The sequence below is a fragment of the Corynebacterium sp. genome (assembly GCF_030826625.1).
Taxonomy (GTDB): Bacteria; Actinomycetota; Actinomycetes; order Mycobacteriales; family Mycobacteriaceae; genus Corynebacterium.
On sequence record NZ_JAPJNQ010000050.1, the window covers coordinates 1 to 17,287 of the forward strand.

Annotated in this window: 17 protein-coding genes; 5 read left to right on the forward strand and 12 right to left on the reverse strand. The window is 55.0% G+C overall.

Going from position 1 to position 17,287, the window contains the following annotated elements; genetic code table 11:
- Positions 1-421 precede the first annotated feature (421 nt).
- On the forward strand, positions 422-1,888 hold the full coding sequence (locus RCH87_RS07245; protein ID WP_306516045.1) for an NYN domain-containing protein: 1,467 nt from the start codon (positions 422-424) through the stop codon (positions 1,886-1,888).
- On the opposite strand, the gene RCH87_RS07250 is transcribed toward RCH87_RS07245, so the two are convergent.
- The 11 genes from RCH87_RS07250 to RCH87_RS07300 form a co-directional block, all read right to left on the reverse strand.
- Positions 1,866-2,693, reverse strand: coding sequence for a PspA/IM30 family protein (locus RCH87_RS07250; RefSeq protein ID WP_306516046.1), 828 nt, complete (start codon positions 2,691-2,693; stop codon positions 1,866-1,868). The two genes, RCH87_RS07245 and RCH87_RS07250, sit on opposite strands and share 23 nt — an antisense overlap.
- Before the next feature lie 194 nt (positions 2,694-2,887).
- Positions 2,888-3,775 (reverse strand): succinate--CoA ligase subunit alpha, encoded by an 888-nt coding sequence (gene sucD / locus RCH87_RS07255; RefSeq protein WP_306516047.1) that lies wholly within the window; start codon positions 3,773-3,775, stop codon positions 2,888-2,890.
- 18 nt (positions 3,776-3,793) lie between these two features.
- Positions 3,794-4,972 (reverse strand): ADP-forming succinate--CoA ligase subunit beta, encoded by a 1,179-nt coding sequence (gene sucC, locus RCH87_RS07260; protein WP_306516048.1) that lies wholly within the window; start codon positions 4,970-4,972, stop codon positions 3,794-3,796.
- A gap of 144 nt (positions 4,973-5,116) precedes the next feature.
- Complete coding sequence (gene trxA / locus RCH87_RS07265) at positions 5,117-5,494, reverse strand: thioredoxin (protein WP_306516049.1); 378 nt, start codon at positions 5,492-5,494, stop codon at positions 5,117-5,119.
- A 229-nt stretch (positions 5,495-5,723) separates the two neighbouring features.
- A complete protein-coding gene (dnaB, locus tag RCH87_RS07270; protein WP_306516050.1) occupies positions 5,724-7,286 on the reverse strand; it encodes a replicative DNA helicase in 1,563 nt (520 codons plus the stop codon).
- 208 nt (positions 7,287-7,494) lie between these two features.
- Positions 7,495-7,956: a 50S ribosomal protein L9 gene (rplI, locus tag RCH87_RS07275; RefSeq protein WP_306516051.1), complete on the reverse strand. Its 462-nt coding sequence runs from the start codon at positions 7,954-7,956 to the stop codon at positions 7,495-7,497.
- A gap of 89 nt (positions 7,957-8,045) precedes the next feature.
- Positions 8,046-8,618: a single-stranded DNA-binding protein gene (locus RCH87_RS07280; protein WP_306516052.1), complete on the reverse strand. Its 573-nt coding sequence runs from the start codon at positions 8,616-8,618 to the stop codon at positions 8,046-8,048.
- A 58-nt stretch (positions 8,619-8,676) separates the two neighbouring features.
- Positions 8,677-8,964: a 30S ribosomal protein S6 gene (gene rpsF, locus RCH87_RS07285; RefSeq protein WP_306516053.1), complete on the reverse strand. Its 288-nt coding sequence runs from the start codon at positions 8,962-8,964 to the stop codon at positions 8,677-8,679.
- Positions 8,965-9,110: 146 nt separating this feature from the next.
- The gene (locus RCH87_RS07290; protein WP_306516054.1) at positions 9,111-9,302 is read right to left on the reverse strand and encodes a hypothetical protein; all 192 of its coding nucleotides are present in this window, start codon (positions 9,300-9,302) and stop codon (positions 9,111-9,113) included.
- Entirely contained in the window at positions 9,299-10,837 is a 1,539-nt protein-coding gene (locus tag RCH87_RS07295) for a glycosyltransferase family 87 protein (RefSeq protein WP_306516056.1), read from the reverse strand. The genes RCH87_RS07290 and RCH87_RS07295 overlap by 4 nt, the downstream gene beginning before the upstream one ends.
- Positions 10,837-13,134, reverse strand: a complete 2,298-nt coding sequence (locus RCH87_RS07300; RefSeq protein ID WP_306516057.1) for a transglycosylase domain-containing protein — start codon at positions 13,132-13,134, stop codon at positions 10,837-10,839. Before RCH87_RS07300 ends, RCH87_RS07295 begins: the two co-directional genes overlap by 1 nt.
- 442 nt (positions 13,135-13,576) lie before the next feature.
- Between RCH87_RS07300 and RCH87_RS07305 the strand changes: the two genes are divergently transcribed.
- The 4 genes from RCH87_RS07305 to RCH87_RS07320 are packed head-to-tail and all read left to right on the forward strand — an operon-like array spanning position 13,577 to position 16,646.
- On the forward strand, positions 13,577-14,665 hold the full coding sequence (locus RCH87_RS07305) for an inositol-3-phosphate synthase (protein ID WP_306516058.1): 1,089 nt from the start codon (positions 13,577-13,579) through the stop codon (positions 14,663-14,665).
- A 10-nt stretch (positions 14,666-14,675) separates the two neighbouring features.
- Positions 14,676-15,131, forward strand: a complete 456-nt coding sequence (locus tag RCH87_RS07310; RefSeq protein WP_306516059.1) for a MarR family winged helix-turn-helix transcriptional regulator — start codon at positions 14,676-14,678, stop codon at positions 15,129-15,131.
- Positions 15,132-15,145: 14 nt separating this feature from the next.
- On the forward strand, positions 15,146-16,135 hold the full coding sequence (locus tag RCH87_RS07315) for a universal stress protein (protein ID WP_306516062.1): 990 nt from the start codon (positions 15,146-15,148) through the stop codon (positions 16,133-16,135).
- 34 nt (positions 16,136-16,169) lie between these two features.
- On the forward strand, positions 16,170-16,646 hold the full coding sequence (locus tag RCH87_RS07320) for a hypothetical protein (RefSeq protein WP_306516060.1): 477 nt from the start codon (positions 16,170-16,172) through the stop codon (positions 16,644-16,646).
- A 16-nt stretch (positions 16,647-16,662) separates the two neighbouring features.
- On the opposite strand, the gene RCH87_RS07325 is transcribed toward RCH87_RS07320, so the two are convergent.
- Positions 16,663-17,287, reverse strand: a 625-nt coding sequence (locus tag RCH87_RS07325) for a rhodanese-related sulfurtransferase (protein ID WP_306516061.1), incomplete at its 5' end; no start/stop codon positions are given.

A 17,287-nucleotide genomic window follows, 5' to 3' on the forward strand; every position in this document is an offset into this window, starting at 1 on the left:
ACACACTCAACCGATTCAGAAGAGAAGCACAAGCTCCCCATCAAAACCTTGATCTCGTGAAGTTATTTTCTTTGTCAGTCCCTCGCGGCGACTTGGATAAGCTTAAGCGATAACAAACTTTAACGCAAATCGATTGTTCAACGCTTTTCTTTTTGCTGGTCAATGGGCATTTTCTGACATTCGCTATTGAGTCATTAAACGCGCCATAAACGCGCTATAACCACCTCGTGTGCGCCCCTAACTAACCGCCTCGTGTGCGTCGACAAGCCCTGCCATGACAGCACCTTATTGCACTAACCACCCTGCCGTACACCTGAGTTCTCCCTGTTAACACCGCTGTCTTATCGACGCGCGTGAGGTATTCAGGCAGACTGGAGAAAGAAACTTATTTAGATCTATTAGAGAAACGGATTTAGGAGTCATGCTTGAACGCACAGTTGTGTACGTTGATACCTCTTACTTGCTCGCGAGCTTTTACAACTCGTGGGAGATCGGCGCCCGCGCGCAATTAGAAATTGATTTACCCGAGGTCGTAGCCGTCCTCGACTGCATGATCGCAAAACAATTGGGCCAGCGCGTCCATCGGCAAAATTGGTATGACGGAATTCCAGACACCGGCCCACACCGTTACCAGCGAGCCTTGCGCACTTGTGAAGGCGTGCAACTACGCACGGGTCAGTTAATTGAATGGGGGGAACGTCGTACCCAAAAGGCCGTCGACACGCGGTTGGTTGCAGACATGGTGACCACCGCCTGTAAACAGCAATTCACCGATATGGTGCTGGTTTCCGGTGATGCCGACATGATCCCTGGGGTTCAGGAAGCGACTAACGCCGGTATTCGCGTCCACCTTTACGGGTTCGGTTGGGATTCAATGTCTGCTGCCCTAAGGCACGCTTGCGACACAACCACGATTCTCGACCCTCGAGAGGATTTTGCTGGCGCAATGGAGCTGCAAGTCCTTGAAGGCCCATTGCCACCTACTGTGCGCGAAAGCCAGAGCAGTGACCCAGATACCGCCATTGAACTGGGCAGTACAGATGCAGTCGAAACCGAAATGGGTGCCACAGCAGCAGCATCCGATGCCGAGCTTGCTCAGCCAGACGCCACCCAACCAAATGGCGTTGGGGCAGACTCACCTGCGGACAGTGACTCTTCAACGTCCACCAGCGATACGCCTTCAGCACCGACGCCATCAACCATTCCTGCGCGTCGACCAAAACCAGGTGAAGAACCACGCAAACCGGATAGCGACGAGTTCGCAGAGACCAAAGACGCGCCACTCGCACCAGACGACGTCGTCAATACTCCCCCGGCAACTCCGGACAGCGAAGCTCCCGGCCCGAAGATCACGCCAGCTGCTCCGACCACACAATCAGAAACTACTCCAGGCGAAGAGCTCGATGACGAGAACGATCCCTCGGAAATCGAAGCCGAACTCCGTGCCCACAGTCGCGCCGCCACTGGGCCGCACACGCCTGGCGATACAGAAGCTACTCGTGATGGGGAACCCGACTCGGCGTCAACAACACCGAAGCCAACGCCTCGCCCCTCCCCATCGATGATGGCACCTCGGCGTAAACTGCGTTCCCGTTATGTGCCACTACCAGAAGAGGTGTGGACTTCGGCAGGGTTCCAGACGCCATACGACGTCGGCCAGCAGTACGCCCGCTGGTGGTATGACAATGCTGCATCGAGCGAACAGCGTGACAAAGCCCACTTGTTATCCGGAGGAGGGCTACCGCCAGAGGTCGACCGCCCGTTGTTGCAATTCGCGTGCGAAACCCTGCACGAATACACCCTCAGCGAAACCCAACGCGTGAAATTGCGCGATGGGTTCCACTCCGGCATCCGTGGTGTGTTACTTAACGATTCCCAGAATCACTAGCGCCCTTGCCCTGCGAATCATCATCGTTCGCAGGGCTATCACTATCTCCTGCGCCTAACTCCTTCTTTTCCGCGCCACCGCCCATAGATGCACGAATCTCATCTAATTTCGCGGTGGCCTTGATGTCGCGAGTCGACGTATTCGCCGCGATCTCCGCCATCGCGTCGCTAGCAGAATTGCGCGAAAGTTCTTGCGCACCCAGTGCATTCGCATAGCGACGCTCGATCTTATCCCGCACCCCATCAAGGCTCGGGGTGGAATTATCCTGCCCGAACTGGGAATTCAACGAATCCATCGCTTCGGAAGTTTTTTCCTGCATCTTGGTCTGATCGGCCTGCTGTTCCAGCCGACGAACCTCATTCAGCTGCTCTTCTAAACGGGCTTCCGACTTCTGCAGTTCTGCCTTAGCCTGTTCTGCGGACTGCTTCGCGGAGCTGTACATCTCCTTCGTCTGCTCCAGCTCATTTTCTACCCCCACCAACTGCGAAGCGATCAACTCAGCGGTTTCGTTGAAACGATGGGCCTTTTCGGTTTCGCCATTCTGCTCAGCTTTGTCTGCGGCCTGGAGCGCCTCGCGAGCTTGAGATTGGTATTCCTCTTGGCTTTGCAGCAGACGATTCAACTGCATTTCTAGCTGCTTCTGGTTGCCGATAACCTTTGATGCTTGCTCAGAGATTTCTCGGTGCTGCTGTTTTGCAGCATCGGCAGCCTGTTTAATCTGCACCTTCGGATCAGCATGCTCGTCGATCTTGTTATCGAACGACGCCATCAAATACTTCCAGCCTTTGCTGATGGGGTTAGCCATAGATCATTCACTCCTTGCACTAAGGCTTGCTCTCTTTGTTGCGTTCTTGCAGCCCATGATACGGAAAGAACTTCAGAGCACACGAGAAAACCGGCTCGCCCTCCCGTCGAATGCGGGTAGTGCGAGCCGGTCAAGACGACGTTAACGCAATGCTAACGAGAGCAAAGCTAACGAGTCCGGGAAAATAGCAGCTATTAGGCGCCGATGAGCTTGCGCATCAAGTTAGCGGCTTCAGTTGGGGTCTTACCAACCTTGACGCCTGCAGCTTCCAAAGCCTGTTTCTTGGCTTCTGCGGTTCCGGAAGAACCAGAGACGATAGCACCAGCGTGGCCCATGGTCTTGCCTTCTGGAGCAGTGAAGCCGGCGATGTAGCCTACAACTGGCTTGGTGACGTGCTCCTTGATGTATTCCGCTGCGTATTCTTCAGCGTCACCACCGATTTCACCGATCATGATGATGGCTTCGGTCTCAGGATCGTTTTCGAATGCCTCGATGGCGTTGATGTGAGTGGTGCCGATAACTGGGTCACCGCCGATACCTACGCAAGAGGTGAATCCGATGTCACGGAGTTCGTACATCATCTGGTAAGTCAAAGTACCGGACTTGGAAACCAAGCCGATCTTGCCTGGGTTCGGCGCGGTCTCGGCAGGGATGATGCCTGCGTTCGACTTACCCGGGGAGATCAGACCAGGGCAGTTTGGACCGATGATCCGAGTCTTGCCGCTCTTCTGTGCAGCAGCGTGGAACTCTGCGGTGTCCTTGACGGGAACGCCTTCGGTGATGACCACAACGAGTGGCATCTCCGCATCGATGGCTTCCTCGGCAGCAGCCTTGGTGAACTTAGCAGGCACGAAAATAACGGAGACGTTAGCACCGGTTTCATTCTTCGCGTCTTCGACGGAGCCGAAAACCGGTACAGTTTTGCCGCCGTCGAACTCTACCTGCTCGCCAGCCTTCTTAGGGTTCACACCACCGACGATGTTGGAGCCGGAGTTCAGCATACGCTGGGTGTGCTTCATGCCTTCAGAGCCAGTCATGCCCTGAACGATGATCTTCGAATTTGAATCGAGAAAAATAGACACTGTGTTTATGCCCCTTCCTTAAGCCTGGTCAGCCAGTTCGGCTGCGCGACGTGCTGCTTCATCCATGGTGCTTACCTGTTCGATGTGTTCCAGGTTGGCTTCGCTGAGGATCTTGCGTCCCAGTTCTGCATTGTTTCCGTCCAAACGGACCACCATTGGCTTGGCCGTGATGCCTTGGTCAGCCAAGATCTTGTTTGCTTGCACAATGCCGTTAGCAACCTCGTCACACGCAGTGATACCGCCGAAGACGTTAACGAACACGGACTTTACCTGCTCGTCGCTGAAGATAACTTCCAGACCATTAGCCATGACGGATGCGTTAGCGCCGCCTCCGATGTCAAGGAAGTTTGCTGGCTTCGGCTGGGAGGCGAATTCTTCACCAGCGTAGGCAGTCACGTCCAGAGTAGACATAACCAGACCAGCACCGTTGCCGATCACGCCGACGCTACCATCTAGCTTGACGTAGTTGAGGTTGAGTTCCTTCGCGCGGCGCTCCAGCGGGTCAGCCGCAGCGACGTCCTCCAAGTTCGCGTGGTCTTCGTGACGGAACAACGCGTTATCATCGAGCGACACCTTGCCATCAAGGGCGATGATGCGACCGTCGTCAGTCTTGACCAGTGGGTTAACCTCAACCAGCTGGGCATCTTCTTTTTCATAAACTTCGTAGAGCTTACGGAAGACCGGAACCAACTGTTCGGTTTCTTCGTCACTGAAGCCGGCTTCTTTTGCGATATCGCGAGCGATGTCGTTGGTCAGCCCAGACAATGGGGAGAAGTTCTTGCGCACCAGCTTTTCTGGCTGCTCAGCGGCGAGCGTTTCAATCTCTACGCCGCCTTCCTTCGAGCACATTGCCAGGTAACGGCGCTTGGTGCGGTCAAGCAGAATAGAGAAGTAGTACTCTTCTGCAATGTCTGCACCCTCAGCAACCATGATGGTCTTGACGGTGTGACCTTTAATGTCCAGACCGAGGATTTCTTCTGCTTTTTCAGCAACCTCAGCAGGGCTCTTAGCCAGCTTCACACCACCGGCTTTACCACGGCCACCGGTTTTGACCTGTGCCTTAACCACAAAGAGGTCCGAGTTAATCTTTTCGGCGGCCTTCTTTGCCTGCTCTGGGTTCTTTGCGACAATGCCCTGCAACACAGGGACATCGTGTGCGCTGAACAAGTCACGAGCTTGGTACTCGTATAGATCCACGTTTGCTCCATTCCGAAAATCGAATTTCGTCTATCGCCGTACTCCAAAAATAATACGGAAATTTCGACGGCTTTTCAGTGATCTGAAGCATATGGCGACCTGAGACACAACACGATGTAGCCCGTGGCACTATCCAGGTTCGGACTAAGAGTTGTCGTGCTTCTCGTTCTGCTCCGCAAGCTGCTTGCGCACATCATCCATGTCCAGGGCCTTGACCTGCTGTACGACGTCTTCCAGCGCGGCAGGTGGAAGCGCACCAGCTTCCCGGAAAACCATGATGGAATCGCGGAAGATCATCAACGTCGGAATCGACTGAATTTCCAACGCAGCGGCGATCCCTTGGTTGTTATCTACATCCAACTTGGCGTGCACGATGTCTTCGTGCTGCTCCGAAGACTTTTCAAAGGTAGGTGCAAACTGACGACAAGGACCGCACCATTCAGCCCATGCATCAACGATTACAACATCGTTATTCGCAACGGTGCTTTCAAAAGTGTCTTCTGTGATCTCTACGGTTGCCATTGGCACTCTCCTCAAACTAATCGCTTTGGTTAGTAACTACCGAACAGTAGCTACAGTGCAATTTCAGCCACCCAGGGTACGCCTTCACATTATTTTTCGTGGCGACAAACGGCCGCAGCGCCCCTTGGACTTGCCTTACAGTTGACACAACAACAAACTTGTCGACGATATTCCCCAAGTTGATTTTCCGCTAGGCCTAGGGGCAGTCACCCGGTAATAACTGCGAAAACTAGACGCGCTGTACGTAGTTGTCGAAACGCGAGAAGCGCAGTCGGTGCGCGACGGTGACTGTATCAATTGGACCACCGCGGTGTTTCGCCAAGATGATGTCGGCCTCGCCTTGTCGCGAATCATCGCGATCTTGCGAATCCGGGCGGTACAGCAACATAACCATGTCGGCATCTTGCTCCAAGGAACCAGATTCACGCAGATCGGCCAATTGCGGTTTCTTATCCGTACGTGCTTCAGGGCCACGGTTGAGCTGCGAAATCGCGACGACGGGAACCTCAAGCTCTTTCGCCAACAGTTTGAGCTGTCGCGAAAATTCCGAAACCTCTTGCTGGCGAGATTCCACCCGTTTACCTGAGCTCATCAGCTGCAAGTAGTCGAGCACTAACAAATCTAAACCATGGTTTTGCTTAAGCTTGCGCGCTTTCGAACGAATCTCCATCATCGTCAGATTCGGTGAATCGTCGATAAAAATTGGCGCGTTTTGCACAGTGTTCAGTTTATCTGTGAGCTTTTCCCATGCACGTTCATCCATCTTGCCCGCACGCATATCAGTCAACTGAATCTCGGCCTCAGCTGAGAGCAAGCGCATCACGATTTCCGAAGCCGACATCTCGAGCGAAAAAATCACAGATGTCTTGCCGTTTTCGATGGAGCACGAGCGCATAAAATCCATCGCCAACGTCGACTTACCCACACCCGGACGCGCCGCAACAATGATCATCTGCCCTGGGTGCAGACCGTTGGTCACCTTATCCAGATCGATGAAGCCAGTCGGTACACCTGATTGCAAGCCTCCGACACGCTCCAGCGCAGCCAATTCATCCACCGTCGGCTTAATTAAATCGCGCAACGCCTGGTAGTCTTCAGACTTTCGTTTCTGCGCAACCGCAAATACCTCTTGTTGAGCGCGATCAATCACGCCGGCGACTTCTTCGTCCTCAGTACCGGCATAGCCTAGCTGCACCACCCTGGTGCCCGCGTCGACAAGCTTGCGCAGCACGGCCTTTTCGGCGACGATTTCCGCATAGTACAACGCGTTGGCGGCTGTCGGCACCGAGGAAATCAAGGTGTGCAAATAAACCGCGCCACCCGTGCGCTCGAGGTTATTGAACCGGTCGAGACGCCCAGATACGATCACCGGGTCAATCTGCTGGCCGCTGGCGTACAGATCCAACATGGCCTGATAAATGAGGGTATGCGCAGGATAATAGAAGTCGTCAGGGTCAAGTTCCTCGATGACCTCCATCACCGTGTTGGGACTCATCAGCATCGCTCCCAGCACGCCTTGTTCAGCCTCACGGTCATGTGGCGGTTGCCTCAGTTCTGCATACTGCTCAGCCTGAGGATTGTTAAATTTCCCGCGGGATCCCTTCTTGCCCTTACGATACTTGGAATCATTGCCTGCAAAAGAGCCCTGCGAAAAATTGTCATCGGCAAAGCTATTCGCGGAGGCGCTAAATCCGGCGTCGTATGGGTCGGGGACATCAAAGCTTGGCTCTTCCGGAGGTGGTTCCGGAAGCTGGTAGTCGTCGTCAAAATCTTTGTTTGCTTCCGGACTCATCTGGGTCTCCTCCCCTACAAATAGTGCTCAGAATGATGCTACCGCCCGTACCTTAACTTGCTGCATTTCTTGCGGGCAGCACTCGCCTTGCACCCGTTGTCATCTACGAAAACAAAACTCCCCACGCGAATGGCCCCTCACAGACCACCCGAGTAGGGAGTACTTGTAATGCTGTTGTCGTTAACTTAAAGAGCTTCTCTAGGACTCTCTAGGAAGCAGAGACGACAGAGAAGTTAATCTTGCCCACAACATCGGCGTGCAATTCAACTTCTGCCTGGTAGTTACCAGTCTTCTTCACCAATGCCTTAGGCAGGTTGATGATGCGCTTGTCCAGCTTCGGGCCGCCAGCTTTGGCAACTGCCTCAGCGACGTCTTCTGCAGTAACCGAACCGAACAGCTTGCCCTTCGAAGAGGTCTTCACCTTGATGACGACGTCTTCCAATGGCAGTTTGTCCAGAGCATCGCGGACCTCAACAGCGTGATCCAGATCGCGGATCTCGCGCTGCTGCTGTGCACGACGAATGCCTTCGATGTTCTTCTCTGCTCCGGCGGTGGCTGGAATAGCCAGGCCACGCGGCAGCAAGTAATTGCGTCCGTAGCCGTTTTTAACCTCTACAACTTCGCCTGCGGCGCCGAGGTTCTCAACGGCAGCGGTGAGGATCAGTTTCATGATCCCTGCCTTTCGTTGTTTTTGTTGTTACACCCGCCATGACGATGGCGTGATGTAGCAGTTTTGCGGTGAATAAACGAGCTAAATCTTTAGAACGGAGGTTCGCTGTCTCCACCGAATCCACCAGCTGGTGGGGCAGAATTCCAGGGGTCGTTATCCGGGCCGTTGTTGTTCGATTGATTGGATTGGTTTCCACCGAATCCACCCTGCGAACCACCAGCAGCACCTCCGCTGAAACCACCCTGGTTAGGCTGGTTGTTTCCGCCACCACCGAAGTTTCCAGAGCCGCCCTCACGCGGGTTCCGGTTAACTTGTGCGGCAGCATATTTCAGCGACGGACCTACTTCGTCCACTTCAATTTCAAAGACTGTGCGGCTTTCGCCTTCTTTGGTTTGGAAGGAACGCTGGCGCAGACGACCGGTAACGATCAACCGCATGCCCTTCGACACTGATTCTGCAACGTTTTCGGCCATATTGCGCCACGCGTTGCAAGTCAAAAACAGGGCTTCACCGTCTTCCCACTGCTGCGTTTGCGCATTGTAACGCCGCGGCGTGGACGCGATGCGGAAGTTAGCCACCGCCGCACCCGATGGGGTGAAACGTAGTTCGGGATCCGCAACCGCGTTGCCGACCACCGTGATGTTGGTATCTCCCTGTGCCATGTTTTCTCCTCAGTGCTTTCCAGGATGCTGGTGTGTCTACGACCTCCAGTATCCGGATTTAGCTGTCGGTACGCAGAACCTTGGTACGCAGTACGGTATCGGAAAGGTTCAGACGCCGATCAAGCTCTTTAACCGAATCAGGTTCGCATTCCAGGTTGATGACGGCGTAGATGCCTTCAGAGTTCTTCTTGATTGGGTACGACAAGCTGCGCTTGCCCACCACATCAACGTTTTCGACCTTGCCGTTATCCTTGCGGACAGTCTCGAGGAACTTATCCAGGGATGGGGCAACGGTGCGTTCATCCTGCTTTGCATCCAGAATGATCATTACTTCGTAGTGACGCACGGACCTCATCACCTCCTATGGTCTTGTAGTTTCGGCCATATCACCTTCGCGGATATGGCAGGAGGGTTCGTTGCGTCAAGCAACCCTCAAAGATTAGCGCACCCAGGGATTATCCGCAATCAGACACCACAGGCAGGTGGTAGAAATTAGCCAGCGTTCGTGGTGGCGAAAAAGATTGCCAACGTGGTGGGAATTACTGTCAAAAACAGCAATGCCACGAGTCCGAGCGTTATCGCTGGACGACGCGTTGCACTGCGGTGGATTGACCAGTAGGCAGCACCAATGCAGGTTAATCCGATGACGATGGAAATAACTCCAAAAATCACGATGAAGTTCATGCGGTCTCCTTGATGTTAAGGGCCTGCGGCTGGATGTTCGGGTCTTGAGGTTGGATGTTCGGGTCTTGAGGTTGGATGTTCGGGTCCTGCGGTACTTGTGCTTGCAGGGGACCAGCCAGCGGGTCATACCCATTATGCGCCTGATATACCGGATCAACACTGCGCGAGAGCATCTGGCGTATTACACAGACCATCAACACCACAATCAACCCGGTGCGCGTCAGCACCACCAGATCCAACAATTCCGAGGGCAGCCCGTTATTGTCGGCTCCATGCATGTGCCACATCAGCACTGGCCATACCAGCATGTCAATACTCATCCACGTCCACAGCAGCCGCCAACGTGGCAGTGCCAAAACAGCCGGCACCACTAGCCACAACGAGTACTGCGGCGACCACACTTTATTGAACAGCAAAAACGCTGCGATGATGAGGAAGACAAGCTCCGCCATCCGTGGTTGGCGCTTGACGACGAGCCCCCCAATCGCGATAGCCACGCAACTGGCGATAAACAGCAGCAGACTCACAGTGTTCAAGATCTCTGGCACCTGCGCGTCATCGGCATCGAAACCGTCGAAAGGAGTCAACCGCGCCGCGACCGCATACAATGTGGTCCACTCCCAGGTGCGTGTGCTGTTCAGCCGGTTAAATTCTTGCCATGCGTTCGGATAGGCCAGCATCACCGGGAGGTTGACCACCAACCAAGTCAGCGTCGCACTGCCTAGCACAATAAACAGCGCCCGGAACCGACGCTGTCGCATCGCCAGCACGATAATCGCGCCCACGATAAACAGCGGCCAAAGTTTCGCCGCTGTTCCCAAACCGATCGCGATTCCTGCCCACACGGTTCGTCCGCGAGCGAAACACAACAACGCTGCGACTGCAAAAAATATCGCCAAAATATCCCAGTTGGTGAACGCGTGCACCAACACCAAGGGGCTGGCCGCTACCAGAATGATGTCCCAGATACGTCGGCCTGCCAACGCACATGCCATGCGCACCGTAGCTACCCACAAAACCGAGAGCACCAGCACCGTCAATACGAAATACCAGCCGGCCATCGGCACCGGAACCAGGTGCTTAGTGATTGTTTCTACCGGCGGATAGCTCAGCCTGGCCAGCCACCCCATAACTCCCTGGAAATAGCCGGTGAGCACCGGATATTCCAAATACCGGGTGAGCTCGCCTTCTTGCCAGGAATAGGCATAAGGAAATCCCGGTGAGTCCAGCCCACGACCACGAAACAGCGGCACGATGTCGTTATAGCACGCGGAAACATAAGCGCGATTGCCCGACCAATTCAGATCTATCGCACCTGAATCAGGGTTGATGGAGCCACGCGTGCAGTGGGCTTTGCTGAGAAACCCACCGGCAAGAAACAAAATCGCTACCGAGACGATGGCCTGCACCGGGTTGAACCAGCGCGATTGCGCCAGCCTGCCGTGTCGGCTTACAGGACCGCCGAGGAATTCGATAAATCGGCGCGCGGCAGGCTCAGTCTCGGCAGGCGCGATCCACCCGCCCAGACGGTTCATTAGAACAGATTCTCCAGCTCATTGATGGCATCTTCAAGGATTTCCCCAGGTGCTGGAGCAGGAGGTGGGGCTTGGCCACCATCTTGTTGGCCCCCTCCTTGACCGCCACCTTGGCCTCCACGCTGACCTTGTCGGCCGCCAGGCCCTGGCTGCCCAGTACGTTCACCAGGCTGTGCGCCTTCGCCTTCAGCACCTTCTGGCGTCTCGGTGCCGTCGTCGTCAGACTCATCATCTTGCGAGTCGGTAGCGCCTGTAGAACCAGTGCCGCTCGAGTTCGATCGGCCCGTACCACTCGATGTAGGTGGCACGTAGGTTTCAATCAGGTTCGAACCCGATCCGCCGTAGGTACGCCACCGGACCGGTGCGGGGTTAGCAAATTGGGTTTGCTCACGGCCTTCTAATGCACGATCCAAGGAATCTTTCCAGATCGATCCTGGAGTATTCGCACCGTACATGTTTCCACCGTATTCATTGAAGATGGCGGAGGTGTTATCAGCGGTACCAACCCAGACTGCGGTGGAGAGTTCAGGGGTGCCACCAACCATCCAGGCGTCCTTGTTTAGGCCGGTATCACCAAGCTGCGCGGTACCAGTTTTGCTTGCCGACGGACGTCCGCCCGCCAATACCTGTCCGGAGTGAGCAGCCACCGGCTGCATAGCCTGGATGACGTTATCTGCCACAGTCTCGGACACTCGTCGTTCCGATTTATGGTCGTTGTGCTCGTAGAGAACCTCTCCACGCGAGGTTTCCACACGCGAAACGAAGTGCGGGGCGTTGTACACACCGTGGTTCGTCAGCGTCGCCATCACGGTGGCCATGTCGATCACCCGTGACTGGTATTGACCGAGCACGATGCCTTCATAGGGCTGCTCACCGTTTTCAGTCAGGGTTTTTTCCACACCTGGGAACGATTTCGCGACGCCAAGCGCATGCCCCATATCTGCTGTGTCTTGGGTGCCGTTGACCAGGTCATCCTGCAAGCGGATGAAGGACGTGTTGTAAGAGTATTCGAGCGCGGTGGCGATCGAGCACACACCGCATCCGTTGCCATCCCAGTTAGTGACTTCAATACCACCAGGCAAAGTCACCGGTGTCGAAGCATAATTAGCTCCCAGGGGGATTCCTTGCTGCAAAGCCGCGGCCAGCCCCACGATTTTGAAGGTTGAGCCAGTCTGTAGACCAGCTGAAGCATAATCCCAGCCAGAGGCCTCGTCACCGCCGTAGTAGGCACGGACAGCACCGGTGTGCGGTTCAATCGTGGCAACGGCAGAACGCGCGTCTTCTTGCAGGCCAGCCATGTTTTCTTCCACCGATTGCAGCACGGCGTTTTGTACGTGCTGGTCAATAGTCGTGGTGATTTGTAGACCGCGGTTTGTCACATCGTCTTCGGTCACGCCCAAAGTCGCCAATTCTTCGATGACCTTGTTCTTGATGTGCCCGTTGGGGCCGGTGGCCTCGGTATAAGCGGAATATTCCGCTGGGTCACGAGTTTCTGGATACAGCATGCCGCTACGTTGTTCTGCTGGCATCAGCCCCATTTCCACCAGGCCATCCAGCACGTAGTTCCAGCGGCCTTCGGCCTGTTCTGGGTTATTCCACGGATCCAACTGGTTTGGAACCTGGATAGTTGCAGCCAAAACGGCGGCTTCTTCGATCGTCAGCTCAGTTGCTGGCTTGTTGAAATAAGCAGTGGACGCAGCCTCGATGCCGTAGGCGTTACGCCCGAAGTACACGGTGTTGAGGTAGGACTCGAGAATTTGTTCTTTGTCCCATTCGTTGGTCATTTTGATGGAGTGGACAAGCTCGTTCCATTTGCGGGCATACGAATGATCGTCACCAACGATGACGTTTTTCACGTACTGCTGGGTGATAGTGGAGCCACCGCCAGCGCTAACGTCTCCGGTGAGCTGGCCCCATGCTGCACGTAGAAAACCGGAAACCGAAAATCCACTGTTATCCCAGAAATCGCGGTCTTCGGCGGCCAGGACCGAGTTCGCTACGTAATCCGGGAGGTCTTGCAGGGACACGAACGTGCGGTTGCCTTCGGGCGGCACCAACCGGGCGAGCTCGGTGCTGCCATCAGAAGCATAGATATGCGAAACCTGTGCCGTGGTGACCTCACCGGGCTCCGGGGTATCTGCATCAACATATGCAACCGCAAAAATGATGCCGGGTATTGCCAAAATTGCGACGAAGATGATCGCAAGCGTGATCCAAATCTTCTGGCGCCGGGTGCGCGGCTGCCGGGCATCATCGGTGCGGGAATCGTCGGTGTCAGTCTGGGAGTTCTCAGTCACCGTCAAACCTCTGTCATTGCCTTGTGGAAATATCTCTTCAAAGAATACGGGGTGTATCTCATTGGTGAAAGTCCAAACTTTCTGGCTAGCCGACGCGCTTGAGATCTGCTGGGCTAATTTCCGCTCACACGTCCGAAACTCGTCGCTACCCGCACCACTACACATCGCCTTCACACCACTACGCATGCCTCGCACACGCGCGACTGCACGCACCACACGCCATTGCCCCCGTCGACAAGCGCTACGGCACCGAACTGGCTCATCTTGATCGATCCACCTGCTGCCACTTGATCGATTCACCACGGTTCCAGCACGGTTTCGTCGCTACCGGCGCTTTAAGCTGGCCTGTCTAATACCGCGCCACAATTGGGCTGCGCACAACGGACCCAAACAAGCGGCGCCATCGAAACAGGTCTCAACAGGTCTAAACAAAGGAGCAACTATGTCTAAAGTTCGTGTCGCTATCGCCGGCGTCGGCAATTGCGCAACCTCGCTGGTGCAAGGCGTGGAGTTTTACCGCGACGCAGACGTCAACGAGAAAATCCCCGGACTCATGCACACGCAGCTGGGTGATTACCATGTCGGCGATGTGGAATTCGTTGCCGCTTTCGACGTCGACGCTGCCAAAGTCGGCACCGATCTTGCCGACGCGTTGGATGCTTCGTTGAACTGCACCATCCGCATCGCTGATGTTCCCCACACCGGGGTCACCGTCCAGCGCGGCCCGACCCTCGACGGACTAGGCATGCACTATCAGGAGTCGATAGAGGAATCCTCCGAACAGCCAGTCGACGTCGCCCAAGCACTGCGTGATGCCAACGTCGATGTCCTGGTGTCTTATCTTCCTGTGGGTTCCGAAGAAGCCGATAAGTTCTATGCGCAGGCTGCTATCGACGCTGGTTGTGCCTTCGTCAACGCGCTGCCTGTCTTCATCGCTTCCGACCCCGAGTGGGCACAGAAATTTACAGACGCGGGTCTGCCAATCGTCGGTGATGACATCAAATCGCAGGTGGGCGCAACAATCACCCACCGCGTGATGGCAAAACTATTTGAAGACCGCGGTGTACGCCTGGATCGCACGATGCAGCTGAACGTGGGTGGAAACATGGACTTTAAGAACATGCTCGACCGCGATCGGCTGGAATCCAAAAAGCTCTCCAAAACCCAAGCGGTGACCTCTAACCTGCAGAAGGGTCCGCTGGCTGGCCTCAAGTCTGGCCGCAACGTGCACATCGGCCCGTCTGATTATGTGGAGTGGCTCGATGACCGGAAATGGGCCTATGTCCGCCTGGAAGGTTCCGCTTTTGGCGAGGTTCCATTGAATCTGGAATACAAACTCGAAGTCTGGGATTCACCCAATTCTGCGGGTATCATCATCGACGCCGTGCGGGTCGCAAAAATTGCTTTGGATAGAAAAATAGCTGGCCCGGTGCATGCCGCATCGTCTTACCTGATGAAATCCCCGCCAGTTCAGCTTTCCGACGATGAAGCCTCCGCGAAGCTAGAAGCATTCATCACAAAAAGTGACTAAACTATCAGCCATGAGCAAAACAGCGGAAGAAGTGGCAGCGAAACTTCAGGAACCCATGACTCGCCTGCGGGTCCTTTACGATCGCATCTCTAGTCATTACACGTTAACCCCAGCGCAAATGACCATCATGGAGTTTCTGTATAAAAATGGCGCTAGTCGTATTAGCGCCGTGTCAGAAGCCGAAGGCATCCGGATGCCCACCGCATCCAATGCCTTGGTGCAACTTGAGCGCCGAGAGTTAATTCGCAGAGTTCGAGACAGCGTCGATCGTCGCGGAGTAAAAGTAGCGCTGACAAACTTAGGCAAATCTGAGTACGAAAGTGCATGTGAAGCACGACAGAAGACCTTGGCCACCCTGCTGGACCATTTAGACGAAGAAACACTGACTAGGGCACTCGAGCTTTCCGACATCATCGTCGAATTAGCTGAGCGATACACCCCGGCAAAGCAAAACGAACTACACTAAGTTTCATGGGTTTCATGGCCACTGATTTTCCCGGCGCTGAATCGTCGACAAGCAAACGCCGACCTTTGCACATTCTCGTCGCGTGGAACCCAACTTCTTCTGGGCACGAAGCCATTGCCTATGCCGCTTGGCTCGCACGCTCCATGCCCGTTAAAATCCGCGTGATCTCAATCCTGCTGCGGCCATGGCCAGCCACTTCACTTTCGAAGCTCGGTGGGAAATATCAAAAATCATTCAAAAAAGAAGCCAAGGCCTGCGCGACCGCCGTCGAGCAGGCTCTGACCGAGGCCGAAGTTGACCCGAAGCATTGGGATGACGAAGTTTCCGTATTTGCCGACGGCTCCTCCCCCGCCCCGATTTTGAGCGAAGCAGCAAAAAAATTCGACGCTGACCTCGTCATCGTTGGTTCCAGCGCCTCAACCCCCAAGGGACGTTTTCATACCTCTTCGACTACCTCGGCGTTGCTGCACTCCTCGCCTAGTCCGCTCGGTTTGGCGCCGCGTGCAACGAAACTGTCGAAGCACGGTATCACCCGCCTTAACTACGCCTTCCTGGAATCCGGCGAAGATACCTCACAAGCCGGGCTACTGTATGCCGCAAGCTTGGCCGATAGGCTGTCTTTGCCGCTGCGCATCGTCGCATTCTCTCCCACCGGCATTGTCGACATCCCAGTGACGATCAAAAAATCCTTGGTGCAAGATCTCACCGATCAATGGCACGAAAACGCCCTGGCGATGCTCGACCGAGCGCGGGATCGCATCATGGACTGTTTCCCCGATATCACCGTCGAAACCGGCATCGGTTCCGGCGATGGCTGGAGTGGAGCGATCGACGCACTGAAGTGGAAGAAAGGCGATCTGTTGTGCCTCGATTCCAGCGATGCCGGGCCGTCACCACGCGTTTTCATCGGCTCGCCGACATCAGAGTTTTTACAGAATATTCGCGTTCCTGCCGTCGTCTTGCCCGCGGGTTACCAGCAAGAAGAGTTCACGCCACAGCCCTAGCGCTAAACCTAAGATAAGCCCCTAGACTGGGAGTATGTCTGCCTCACCGAATTTCTCTCATCCAGAAAATGATCTTTACGATGATGATCCGTCACGGTTGCGGCAGAATCCCCGTAACCTGGACGAACTCGCCCACAGTCCCGACCCTTACCTGTGCTCCAGCAAAGATGAGGAATCCTCACGGCAAGCCATTCGTTTTCTGGTTTGGGTAATGGTGGGCTCATTCGTCGTCGGGCTCGGCAGCGTACTGTTTAGTCGTCTGACCGGCGGCGAGCTCTGCGATTCTGGCGAGGCTACCTGGTTGTGCACCGAAGCCGCACATATTTGGTGGCCGATCGTAGCCTGGACCATCCCATTTTTTGGAATGATCATCTGCGCAATCTTGCTGGTGCGCAAGCTGCGAGCAGGCTTGCGCTGGCGCACCTGGATGGGCGTGATGTGGGTTCTCGTGCCCAACGCGATGTTTTGGGGGCTGGCCGCGGTACAAATCCTGGCGGTCCAGCCGAGCTAGTGCCGAAGGCGCGCGGCTAACCCTGCTGCGCAGCGACGGTCTCGGCAACTTCCTGACAATCCGTACGCCCACAATGCGCAGTACGCGGGTCGGCATAGCAATCGTCGCAAATCAGCACCTGCCGGCGGCAGGTGTCTTCATTGATGCAGTTATTGAACTTGTTGTTGCCCACCCCGCAGTGGATACAGTGGCCGAGCTGCACAAAATTCGGATCATTTTCCTGCCCGAATTCCATGTGCATGCGTTCATCAAAGACATACAACGAGCCTTCCCACAGGCCCTTGTTGCCATATTTTTCGCCGTAACGCACGATGCCACCGTCGATCTGATAAATCTCGGAAAAACCACGGTTTTTCATCAGCGACGATAAAATCTCGCAGCGGATGCCGCCGGTGCAATAGGAAACCACCGGCTTATCCTTCATCCAGTCGTATTTACCGGACTCGATCTCTTTGATGAAGTCATGCGTGGTTTCCACGTCGGGAACCACCGCGTTTTTAAATTTGCCGATCTCGGCTTCCATCGCGTTGCGGCCATCGAAAAAGACGACGTCGTCGCCGCGTTCTTCGACGAGTTTGTTCACCTCTTCGGGCTTCAGATGCACGCCGCCGCCGATCACGCCGTTTTCATCAACCTTCAAT

Excerpts from the sequence above, each read along its gene's own strand:
- RCH87_RS07320 (WP_306516060.1), top strand. The coding sequence starts at position 16,170 with ATGTCTGCCTCACCGAATTTCTCTCATCCAGAAAATGATCTTTACGAT.
- RCH87_RS07315 (WP_306516062.1), top strand. The coding sequence starts at position 15,146 with ATGGCCACTGATTTTCCCGGCGCTGAATCGTCGACAAGCAAACGCCGA.
- rplI (WP_306516051.1), bottom strand. The coding sequence starts at position 7,956 with ATGAAACTGATCCTCACCGCTGCCGTTGAGAACCTCGGCGCCGCAGGC.
- RCH87_RS07280 (WP_306516052.1), bottom strand. The coding sequence starts at position 8,618 with ATGGCACAGGGAGATACCAACATCACGGTGGTCGGCAACGCGGTTGCG.
- RCH87_RS07310 (WP_306516059.1), top strand. The coding sequence starts at position 14,676 with ATGAGCAAAACAGCGGAAGAAGTGGCAGCGAAACTTCAGGAACCCATG.
- RCH87_RS07245 (WP_306516045.1), top strand. The coding sequence starts at position 422 with ATGCTTGAACGCACAGTTGTGTACGTTGATACCTCTTACTTGCTCGCG.
- trxA (WP_306516049.1), bottom strand. The coding sequence starts at position 5,494 with ATGGCAACCGTAGAGATCACAGAAGACACTTTTGAAAGCACCGTTGCG.
- RCH87_RS07305 (WP_306516058.1), top strand. The coding sequence starts at position 13,577 with ATGTCTAAAGTTCGTGTCGCTATCGCCGGCGTCGGCAATTGCGCAACC.
- RCH87_RS07250 (WP_306516046.1), bottom strand. The coding sequence starts at position 2,693 with ATGGCTAACCCCATCAGCAAAGGCTGGAAGTATTTGATGGCGTCGTTC.
- dnaB (WP_306516050.1), bottom strand. The coding sequence starts at position 7,286 with ATGAGTCCGGAAGCAAACAAAGATTTTGACGACGACTACCAGCTTCCG.
- RCH87_RS07290 (WP_306516054.1), bottom strand. The coding sequence starts at position 9,302 with ATGAACTTCATCGTGATTTTTGGAGTTATTTCCATCGTCATCGGATTA.
- RCH87_RS07295 (WP_306516056.1), bottom strand. The coding sequence starts at position 10,837 with ATGAACCGTCTGGGCGGGTGGATCGCGCCTGCCGAGACTGAGCCTGCC.